Genomic DNA, 9,338 nt, shown 5'->3' on the forward strand with positions numbered 1-9,338 from the left:
TTAAGGACTTTCCGCCTCCGCCAAGTTGATATATGAATTAATTCCTACAACGTCAGGAGTAAGTTCATGCCTCATTTACCCGCGCCGCCGCCTGCTGACCCTCAAGGGCCGCCGTTTCTCTTGGCTACTGATTCTGTATCGGTAGTCCTGCCGTCGCCGGTGTCGGCGGAAGCTTATGTGTCATCGCTCAACCGGCAAATATGCCATATCGTGCGTCAATGCACGCTCGAGATGTATTGCCTCATCGCGCAGGAAACGCCGCAGGGCCGCAACGGTCGCCACGCCGCAAAGCACATCCGGCAGATCGCGATCTATGTCTGCCATGTCGGATTGTCTCTTTCCATTACGCAGGTCGCGCTTTGCTTCGGCAGAGATCAGGCGACCATCCGCTCCTGCTGCCTGATCGTGGAGGAGCGGCGGGAAAATCCGGGCTTCGATGAGTTCGTAACCGCCATCGAGCGGCTGTCGAAAAGCATATACGGCATCATGAAGGAGGCTGGAGATGACCTCCAAAATTAAAAACGCCAAGGGCAAGTCCGAGAGAATGGCGATGGTGCGCCTGCTTCGCTTCGTGGGCAAGGGGCCGATCCGCCTTGTCGATGGGCCGGAGACGATCCGGCTTTGCCAACCAATGACGGATGCGAGCAAAGACGTTTCCCCTGTTCTGCTCCATGCGGCGGTTGCGGCTGGCCTGCTTTGCAGGAAGGCCGATTTCGTGGAGCCGACATCGGCGACCTCCGCCTTTCTCAGGCGCGCCATGACGCCGGAGCGGGAAGAGATATTTCTGGAGCAGCACCGCGAGAATGAAGCAGTGGCCGTGCAGTTGAACGGGGAGTGGGTGACGGCGCAACGCAACGCTCTCTCGTCGCCATTGCAGGCTCTGGTCCGGCTGAAAGACAAGAACGGCGAGGCCTATTTTCCCGTCGATGCCCTGGAGGCGGGAGAGCGTTTTGCGAGTGATTTTCAGCGCGGCAATCTTAGCCCCCGCGTCACGGCAAGCTTTGAGCCGAGGCTTTCCAACCGTGTGAAAGGGCAGGCGGGTGGTGCACAGGAAATTACCGATGTCGCCATGGCCGCGCGCCTGCGCTTCTCCAGGGCTGCGGATGCCATGGGGCCGGAACTCTCTGGTGTGGCCATCGATATCTGCTGCTTTGAAAAAGGGCTGGAAGTGGTGGAGCGGGAGCGTCAATGGCCCGCCCGTTCCGCCAAGCTTATGCTACGCGCAGCCCTTCAAAGCCTCGCTCGCCACTACGCGCCGCCGGAAACGGTGCGAAAGCGAAACAGCCACAGTTGGGGTGCGGAGGATTACCGACCGGTTTTCCAGACTTGAGAGCAAAAAGGGCACCGCTCAAGCCGCCAGAAGCCTTGCCTCTTCCCGGATGCGGTTGACCATGGAGCGCAAGCCGTTGGCGCGTTGAGAAGACAGATGTTCTACGAGCCCGATCTTGCCGAACACGTCGATCGCATTGAGGGCTGCAATCTCGGAGGCCTTTTTGCCGGAATAGGTGGCGAGTACGATCGCCACCAGTCCGCGCACGATATGCGCGTCGGAATCGCCCTCGAATGTCAGCACCGGATCGTCCGCGCCATCGCTGTGGCTCACCACCCAGACCTGGCTGGCGCAGCCCTGCACCTTGTTTTCGGGTGTCTTCTTGTCGTCCGCAAGGTCGGGCAGCTCCTTGCCGAGTTCGATCACATAGCGATAGCGGTCCTCCCAATCGTCGAGAAAGGAGAAATCGTCCATGATCTTGTCGAGAGAAGCCATTCGCTGTCATCCGTTGTTTAACGCGGCATCCCCACCCCCTCATTCCTGTGCCTGTCACAGGAATCCAGTCAGCTCAAGTCCTTGGGCTGGAAAAGAGTCCTTCGTCGCGCCGACGCGCGCCGACTGGATTCCTGTCACAAGGACAGGAATGAGGGAGGTAGAACCGTGACCGCCATATAAGCCAAACCCCGCCCGAATTGAACCACCACGCATCAAGAAAAAAGCCCCGTAATGAAGCCAAAGCGTCATTACGGGGCGGAGTCGGGCAGTCTGGCCGCCGCATCTATAGCGGGATGCGGCTGCAAGTGGGTGTGAGAGGGGGTTCTCGAAATTCTGTATTACGAGGCGTCTGGTCCTTACGGTTGCCTTACGGCCTGTTCAAGAATTGCAGCCGACGAGCGGCGATTGTTGAACGGGCCATCAGAGCGTCGGGCGCTTCTGCGGCAGTGGAATTGTGCTCTCCGTCTTGATCGTGCCGGTCTTGATATCGTCGCTGACCTGAGTGTGTTCGGCGGTGACTGCTTGCAGTTGCGCATCGGCGACCTTCTCGTCGTTCGTGGCAAGCTGCGCGTCGATCAGTTCATAGGCAACCTTTGCGCCTTCGCGGGCTCTCTCACCCAGAGCGTGGAAGGTTTCAGCACCCTTTACGCAAACATCCGGCTTTTCTACGCAGATGGCACTGACATAACGGTAGGCTTCGCTGGCGGCGGATACCGCGCCTGCGACATTCATCTGTGAGTTCTGCGTTTCCGCGCTGTTACCGCTCAGGTAGGAAAGAGCGACCAGAACCATCGAAAACCAGAACGATCCTTTGATCAGAAACCACATTGCGAGACTACCCTGTTTGACCGGCGTCCTTTCGGATCATCCGTGGTTGCCCTGTTGTTCGGGCTTGGTGTCACCCTAGACCCCAACAGACCAACAGCCATTTGAAAAAATCAGCGAGATTTAATTCAAATTGTAGCTATTTGTTCCGCTCCAAGACGATGAATGCCATTTCGTTAGAATTTTAACGGCCGATGTTAAGCATAATTGCGGCGCTTTCCACGGAATGCAGGGGATAACGGACGTCAGGCCTGCCACAAAGGTTAACACAAAGGGAAAAATCTAACGAAATCCTTCGCTTACCCGCCGTTAACCATGATCTTTGAAGTCTCGGTGAATTGCCTCGAAATGAGACTCCCATGGCTTTTAGGGGGCGTTCCGAGCCCTCCTTTTATCCTTTCCTTAAGCCGCATCGCCATATTGTCGGCCATGGTTAAGGGCTTATCGGCCTCTGTAGATTCGGTGTTTGGGTATTGCGTAACATAACGGAAAAAGCGATTGCGCTGATCGATCATGCGGCTGGCACCTGGCTGGCGCGCATGGAAGAAGACGCAAGCGAACGCGTGGCGACGGTCCATGCGCTGCGGCGTCTGGTGACGCTTGGCAGCGCTGCGCTTTTCGTCGTGCCCGCCGTTTTCTGCCTGGTCTTTCCGGTCTCGCTCGCGCTGCCTCTTGGCGTCACGGTGGTCTTTGCACTGTTTCTGGCAGCGGCAGCTATGTTGTTGACGCTGCACAAGCCAGCCCGAGAAATGTCCGCGACACAGACTGCCAGGCCGGAGCTTCTGGCGACACAGATCCCCGGCATGCTGCTCTTTTTTAATGAGCTTGGCGTGGTGCAGGGCGTTGCCGGTCGCGATCAGCATCAGTTTCCCGCGCACGTCAACAATTGCATCGGCCACGTCTTTGCAGAGCGGGTGCATGTCTCGGACCGCATCGGCCTGATGCAGGCTTTCGATGCGCTGCGACAGGGGCAGGAAACCGTCGTCGCCGATGTGCGCTTTGAAAATGCGGGCAATCGTCAGGCACAGTTTCTTTACGCACGCATGGACCTCACCGCCGAGCGTGATGGCTTCGGCAGACTGGTACGCATCGTCGGTCAGTTGCGCGATGTCACCGACAAGGAAATGCTGCGCCGCGAAGTGGCGCGTAAGGCAGAAGAAGCGGAATCGGCCAACGATGCCAAGTCGCGTTTCCTCGCTGCCGTCAGCCACGAGTTGCGCACGCCGCTCAATGCCGTTCTCGGCTTTTCCGATATCCTCGCGGGGGAATATTTCGGCAAGCTGGAGAATGACCGCCAGCGCGAATATGTGATGCTGATCCGCCAGTCGGGCGCGCATCTGTTGTCCGTCGTCAACACCATGCTGGACATGAGCAAGCTGGAAGCGGGCCGCTACGAACTCCAGATGGAGCCGTTCCGCATCGGTGATGTCGTTTCCGCCTGCGAAGGCATGCTCGGACTTCAGGCCAAGCAGAAGGGCCTGACGCTGACGAGCCGCATGCAGCGGGATATGGGCGAAGTCGTTGCCGATCAGCGCGCCATCCAGCAGGTTCTCATCAATCTGGCTGGCAATGCCATAAAGTTCACCGAATCCGGTGGTGTCGTCTCCATCGACGCCGCCATGCAGGGAACTTTGCTGAAACTCACCGTCAGCGACACCGGCATCGGCATTGCCGAAGACAAGATCGAACTTCTGGGCCAGCCATTCATGCAGGTTCAGAATGAATATACCCGTCGCTATGAAGGCACGGGTCTGGGGCTTTCGCTGGTAAAGGCTCTGGTGGAGTTGCATGGCGGCAGCTTTGCGATTGCCAGCCGTCCGGGCGAAGGAACGGTTGTGACCGTGCTCCTGCCCGCTGATGGCTCCGGCCATCAGGTGGCCGGCAATGGCGATCTGATAGAGCCGGTGGAGTTTCCGCCGCGCCTTAAAACGCAAAGCCCTGTTGCAGACGTGATGATGACGAGGAAGGAAACTGCGGATGGCCGCTCCAAAGCGAAAATCGCCTAGGAAAAAACCGACCGTTAAAGAGCCCGCGCTGGCGCTTGTTGCTGCGCAGGCTGTTGGACAACACATTCTGCGCCATCCGAAACTGGTTGGCGGCTGCACGGCCTTTTTCGTCCTGTTCGGCTTCGTTGCCGCCAATGCACTGTGGTATCAGCCCGGCCACCATCCATCGCCGTTCCTGCGAACGCGCGATGAGGAAGACCCCAACGGCATTGCCGGTTATCGCGTGACGTCCCAGCTTGGCCAGAGCGGCAACGTCACCACCTTCCGCATAGAGCGGCAGACGGAGACACCGCAGCCGACCGTGCCCGATGGCTATCAAATCGCCACGCCTGCGCCGAATGCTGCCCAGCAGACCGACCACCCGCCGTCCGAACTCGTGGCTGAAATCCAGCGCGAACTGACGAAGCGCGGCCTTTATGAAGGTCCGGCGGATGGCCTGCGCGGCCCGCGCACCACGGCGGCCATTCTGTTCTTCGAAGAAACAGTCGGCATGGAGCAGACGGGCGAACCCACCAGTCGTATCCTCTCGGCGCTCAAGATCGACAGCGCAACGACCGTCGCTGCCATCCCGAAACCCGTGCCGCAGGATCGCCCCGCAGCCGCAAACACCGGCGGCGTCGCAATCGACCCCGTTGCTGCCGCCATCCGCAACGCGGAAACGAACGTGCCAAAGGCACAGCCCGCCTCGCTTTCCACGTCAAAGCCAGCGGGCAAGGACATGGTCTCGAAAATCCAGCAGGGCCTCGTCAACATCGCCTATGCCGATGTGAAGGTGGATGGCGTTGCCGGAGACCAGACACGCCAGGCCATCCGCAATTTCGAAAAGCACTACCGACTGCCCGAAACCGGAGAGCCGAACGAGGCGGTACTGAAGAAGCTGAAGTCTATCGGGGCGCTTTGACGCCTGTTCTCCTATCCGATTTTCTTCGGGCGTCCGCCTTTCGCACCATTGGCACGGCTCGCTGCGACTTTTGCAGGCGAGCGCGACTGCCCGCCGCGGCGCTGCACGTCCATGAACGCCTTTGTGCCGAATATTCCACTCATGAGGCCAGCAATCGAGTAATCAACGTCGAGGCTTTCCCAATGCAGGCCGGTTTCCCCTAGAAGCTCGACCTCTGCCAGTTGCTGAGCCGTCGCTTCCTGTAATCCTTCTAGGGAGCGGGCAGGGACCATAAAGGCTGCGCCGTTGGTGAACTCGACGATTATCCGTTCCGACTGTGTGTCCAAACGAACGGAGGAGGGAATAGGCCTCTCGGCGCGTTCTGCCTGCCAACGCTGTTTTGCCTGGGCAAGTTCTGCATCCGTGATCTCAACCATGATATTTTCTCCATGCCTCGAGAAATGATTGTTGGTTCGCCTCTATGGTCGCCGCTGCTCGTCTAACGTCGCGGTCAGACATTCCGCCTTGGGTGATAACGGACATTTTGACGATATCGATGCGCGCTTCGCCTTCCCCGAAAACATGTACGTGAGGCGGTTCGTGGTCGGCAGTATAGATAACGAAACGCATGCCATGTTGGCGAAAGACAGTGACCATAGTCGAGAGTAACCCAACAGCTTGGGTATATCAATCGGCAACGTGTTACCTGCGACCTCATAAAACAGTGGCACTCAGGAGCGCGCGCCCCTATAAATCACCTCATGCGCCTGAAATCCGATATATTCGTTTCCGCCCTTATCCGCCGTGTCTTCGCGGCGGGAGATTTCGCGGCTGTGGAGCGCAAGGGTGCGGAGGCCGCAGGGGCTGTCTTCATCCGCCAGCGGCTGCGTGGGGGTTTCGAAAATCTCTATGGTCCCGCGCCGCAAAGCTTTGCCGAGGATGACGAGGTGAGGGCAGAGCGGCAGTTCGAATTGCGGCTCGAAGGTGCGGAAGCGGGGGCCGTGGAAGCGCTTCTGGAGAAGGAGCACCGTTTCGATAGCGATCTTTGGGTGGTGGAACTGGAGACGGAGACGGTGGGCGACCTGATCAACGTGGTCGGATCGTAAGGCAAGGGTGGACGCGCTTCTGTGCATGGAAGAGGCTGGCGTAAAAGCCTTGAACACACCCTCTGCCGTCATCCTCAGGCCTGTCCCGAGGATCTAACCACGTCGAATAAAATCAAGCCCTAGCAGATCCTCGGGACAAGCCCGAGGTTGACAGCAGAGGGTGCATTTATCCCTTCATCCGAACAGCGACCGTTCTTCGAAGCGCAGCCCTTTTGTACCGGATGGCCTTGGCTCAAGGCCGATGTTGGACCTCTCAGGCGGCGGTTTCCGCGTCCCATCTGGACGGATCGGCGGTCGCGAAGATTGCATCCAGGTTGAGGAAGCAGATCATCATCTTGTCCTTGGCGAAAATACCCTCGGCGAAGCCCGTAGCGGCAATGCCTGCTGCAACGGGAACCGGCTGAAGATCGGCGGCGGACACGGTGAGAATGTCCGAAACGCGGTCAACCATCAGGCCCACCGTCCTGTTCTTCACACTGGTCACGACGATGGCGCTGCGTTCGGTCGCCTCAGTGGGTGCCATGCCCAGCTTCGTCGAAAGATCGACGATGGGAATGACCGTGCCCCGCAGGTTCATGACGCCCAAAACTTCCGGTGGTGTGTGGGGTATCGGCGTCACCGGAGCCCATCCGCGAATTTCGCGGATGGAGGTGGTGCGAACGGCAAACTGCTGTTCGTGCAGCATGAATGCTATGATTTCCAGGGTGGTATCCGTGCCGACTGACGATGGAGCGATGTTCATCAGAACTCCTCCCAATTGTCCTTGGAGGGGGCGAGGGCAGCGTTGCCGGAAAAGGCTGCACTTATCTTCCGGCCAAGTGCGCGGGCAGGGGACGCCGCCGGTCTGTCCGACGAGGATGCGGTACGCACGCTGGCCGCCGCCACACTGCCTGCACCGGCATAGCTGCCTTCCTGTAGCTTGAACTGGGCCAGAACCTGGTTGAGTGAGTAGACTTCGCGGGCAAGCCCGTGGCTTGCCGCATTGCTTTCCTCGACCATCGCCGCGTTCTTCTGCGTGTCCTGATCCATCTGGTTCACAGCGGTATTGATCTGCTGCAAGCCGGAAGACTGCTCCTGCGCGGACTCGGAAATGGCTGCGACGTGGCGGTTGATTTCCTGGACTTCGGTCACGATGGTTTCCAGCGCGCGGCCCGTCTCGCCCACCAGCGCTACGCCTTCCTGAACCTGCGTGTTGGAGGTTGTGATCAAGCCCTTGATATCTTTTGCGGCATTGGCCGAACGCTGTGCCAGTTCACGCACTTCCTGCGCAACCACCGCAAAGCCCTTGCCTGCCTCACCGGCACGCGCTGCTTCCACACCCGCATTCAGCGCCAAAAGATTGGTCTGGAAGGCGATTTCATCGATGACGCCGATGATGTTGGAAATTTCGTTGGCCGACTTGGAGATCTGCTCCATCGCGGACACGGCCTTGCGAACCACGTTGCCGGACTGCTCTGCACCCAGCTTCGCACGGCTGACCAGTTCGCCCGCTTCTTGCGCACGGCGCGTTGCGTCCTTCACGGTGGTGGTGATCTCTTCCAGCGCCGCTGCGGTTTCCTCCACCGCTGCTGCCTGCTGTTCCGTGCGCTTGGCAAGGTCGTCGGCAGCGGACTTGATTTCGTTTGCACCGGAATCGATGGCGCGCGCGTTTTGTGCCACCTTGGTCAGTGTGGACTGCAGCTGCTCCGCCGCCCGGTTGAAATCGACGCGGATACCATCGAGGCTCGGGGCGAAAGCCTGCTCGATACGGTGGGTCGTATCACCCTGCGCGATCTTGGAAAGGGCTGTCGCCAGATTGTCTACCGCAAACTGAACCTCTGCGGCTTCCTTCGCCTTCTGCCTGTCGCGCTCGATGCGCTCCTGTTCGGAAAGCGAGCGGTTGGCCTGGGTTTCCTGCTCCAGACGAATGCGCTCGAGGGCGTTTTCACGGAAGGTCTGGACGGTATCGGCCATCTGGCCAACCTCGTCCCGGCGGTCACGGCCGTCGATCTCGGCGGCGGTATCGCCTGCGGCAAGCGCGGTCATCCGTTCGCGCAGACGCGAAATCGGCTGGGTTATGCCGCGGGAGGTGATGTAGAGGCCAAGACCGATCACCAGCAGCGAAAGACAAATGAGGCCAATGACGGCATTCAGCACGGTCTGGCTGGTTTTTGCGCTCAGCCGCTCGTTGCCGTCTTTCAACGCCTGAATGAGTTGATCGTTGCCGCCGCTGATCTTAGGCGACACTTCGCCAAGCTTGACGAGAAGGCTGAGCGCGGTCTGCTGCGCCTCGGCCCGCTGTCCGGCCTGTGCCTGCGCAATGGCGCGGTCTGCGATCGCTTCCATCTCGGTAACACCCTTGACGATCTCGCGAGAGATTTCCGTGCGGGCGGGGAATAGTTGGATGACGAGGTTCTGGCGCTCTTCGAGCTGTTTGCGATCCGCCTTGAAAGTCTGCACCGCCTTGGCAAAATCGGCACTGGCGGGATCGTTCAGCGATGCGCGCAACGTCTGCATGCCAAGCGCATTGAGGTTGCCGCTGGTACGGGCGTTGAGAATTCCTGCAAGTGCGGTTTCGTTGATGAACTTGCCGTATTCGTCGTCAGTTTGATTGTAATTCCAGCTGACATATCCGACGCCAATCAGAGAGGCGATGCTCATCAGCGTTATGACGGAGATAACCTTCGTCTGTATCTTCGTGTTCTTCAAGAATGACATGATGTCCCCTAGACAGTCCGTTGCGAAACCGGCTTGCAAATTCTGATCAGCAGTCGGTA

General features: G+C 59.0%; 11 protein-coding genes. 5 read left to right on the plus strand and 6 right to left on the minus strand.

Going from position 1 to position 9,338, the window contains the following annotated elements:
* The first annotated feature begins 66 nt into the window (after window positions 1-66).
* Window positions 67-519 (plus strand): hypothetical protein, encoded by a 453-nt coding sequence (locus tag G6L28_RS22815; RefSeq protein WP_234902456.1) that lies wholly within the window; start codon window positions 67-69, stop codon window positions 517-519.
* Window positions 503-1,330, plus strand: coding sequence for a DUF6456 domain-containing protein (locus G6L28_RS03435; RefSeq protein WP_234902457.1), 828 nt, complete (start codon window positions 503-505; stop codon window positions 1,328-1,330). Before G6L28_RS22815 ends, G6L28_RS03435 begins: the two co-directional genes overlap by 17 nt.
* Window positions 1,331-1,348: 18 nt before the next feature.
* Here G6L28_RS03435 and G6L28_RS03440 read toward each other — a convergent pair whose 3' ends face one another.
* A complete protein-coding gene (locus tag G6L28_RS03440; protein ID WP_174062390.1) occupies window positions 1,349-1,765 on the minus strand; it encodes a SufE family protein in 417 nt (138 codons plus the stop codon).
* A 420-nt stretch (window positions 1,766-2,185) separates the two neighbouring features.
* Complete coding sequence (locus tag G6L28_RS03445; protein WP_174062391.1) at window positions 2,186-2,593, minus strand: DUF5330 domain-containing protein; 408 nt, start codon at window positions 2,591-2,593, stop codon at window positions 2,186-2,188.
* Between the two features lie 479 nt (window positions 2,594-3,072).
* Here G6L28_RS03445 and G6L28_RS03450 point away from each other — a divergent pair, with 479 nt between their 5' ends.
* Complete coding sequence (locus G6L28_RS03450; RefSeq protein WP_174062447.1) at window positions 3,073-4,596, plus strand: ATP-binding protein; 1,524 nt, start codon at window positions 3,073-3,075, stop codon at window positions 4,594-4,596.
* The gene (locus tag G6L28_RS03455; protein ID WP_174062392.1) at window positions 4,568-5,497 is read left to right on the plus strand and encodes a peptidoglycan-binding domain-containing protein; all 930 of its coding nucleotides are present in this window, start codon (window positions 4,568-4,570) and stop codon (window positions 5,495-5,497) included. The genes G6L28_RS03450 and G6L28_RS03455 overlap by 29 nt, the downstream gene beginning before the upstream one ends.
* An 11-nt stretch (window positions 5,498-5,508) precedes the next feature.
* Here G6L28_RS03455 and G6L28_RS03460 read toward each other — a convergent pair whose 3' ends face one another.
* Window positions 5,509-5,913, minus strand: coding sequence for a DUF2442 domain-containing protein (locus G6L28_RS03460; RefSeq protein WP_174062393.1), 405 nt, complete (start codon window positions 5,911-5,913; stop codon window positions 5,509-5,511).
* Window positions 5,906-6,133: a DUF4160 domain-containing protein gene (locus G6L28_RS03465; protein ID WP_174062394.1), complete on the minus strand. Its 228-nt coding sequence runs from the start codon at window positions 6,131-6,133 to the stop codon at window positions 5,906-5,908. The genes G6L28_RS03460 and G6L28_RS03465 overlap by 8 nt, the downstream gene beginning before the upstream one ends.
* Before the next feature lie 104 nt (window positions 6,134-6,237).
* Between G6L28_RS03465 and G6L28_RS03470 the strand changes: the two genes are divergently transcribed.
* Entirely contained in the window at window positions 6,238-6,582 is a 345-nt protein-coding gene (locus tag G6L28_RS03470; RefSeq protein ID WP_174062395.1) for a DUF1491 family protein, read from the plus strand.
* Window positions 6,583-6,835: 253 nt separating this feature from the next.
* Here the strand turns inward: G6L28_RS03470 and G6L28_RS03475 are convergent, their stop codons facing one another.
* Both G6L28_RS03475 and G6L28_RS03480 read right to left on the minus strand, forming a co-directional pair.
* Complete coding sequence (locus G6L28_RS03475; protein WP_174062396.1) at window positions 6,836-7,324, minus strand: chemotaxis protein CheW; 489 nt, start codon at window positions 7,322-7,324, stop codon at window positions 6,836-6,838.
* Window positions 7,324-9,279, minus strand: a complete 1,956-nt coding sequence (locus tag G6L28_RS03480; RefSeq protein ID WP_174062397.1) for a methyl-accepting chemotaxis protein — start codon at window positions 9,277-9,279, stop codon at window positions 7,324-7,326. Before G6L28_RS03480 ends, G6L28_RS03475 begins: the two co-directional genes overlap by 1 nt.
* Window positions 9,280-9,338 lie beyond the last annotated feature (59 nt).

It is taken from the genome of Agrobacterium larrymoorei, from assembly GCF_013322225.1.
In the GTDB taxonomy this organism is placed as follows: domain Bacteria; phylum Pseudomonadota; class Alphaproteobacteria; order Rhizobiales; family Rhizobiaceae; genus Agrobacterium; species Agrobacterium larrymoorei_A.